Origin of the sequence: Arthrobacter halodurans (genome assembly GCF_041877255.1) — a bacterium.
GTDB lineage: Bacteria > Actinomycetota > Actinomycetes > Actinomycetales > Micrococcaceae > Arthrobacter_N > Arthrobacter_N halodurans.
The window spans coordinates 1-207 of the sequence record NZ_JBHDLJ010000054.1 but is presented as its reverse complement, the minus strand read 5'-3'; the positions used below and the strand labels follow the sequence as shown (position 1 = coordinate 207).

The 207-nt window shown below is 64.3% G+C and carries 1 protein-coding gene; it reads right to left on the bottom strand.

Annotated elements, in window-relative coordinates; genetic code table 11:
• A partial coding sequence (locus ACETWP_RS17405; protein ID WP_373973544.1) for a hypothetical protein occupies nucleotides 1-207 on the bottom strand: 207 nt, incomplete at both ends.

The following is a 207-nucleotide window of genomic DNA, read 5'->3' as shown; positions in this document are numbered from 1 at the left end:
GGGTTTGGTGGGAGTGACGGCGTTGCGGTTGTCGAACTTCCAGGACTGGGTGCCGGCGAGTTTGTAGGAGCCGGTGGAGGCCTTCGTGGTGACGGTGCCGATCCCGGCGTAGGTGTGGGTGCCGGTGCCCTTGCGGACGCCGTTGACGTAGTAGACGACACCGGTCTTAGACGGGATCTTCACCGTGTTGGCGGAGGCGCTGAACAC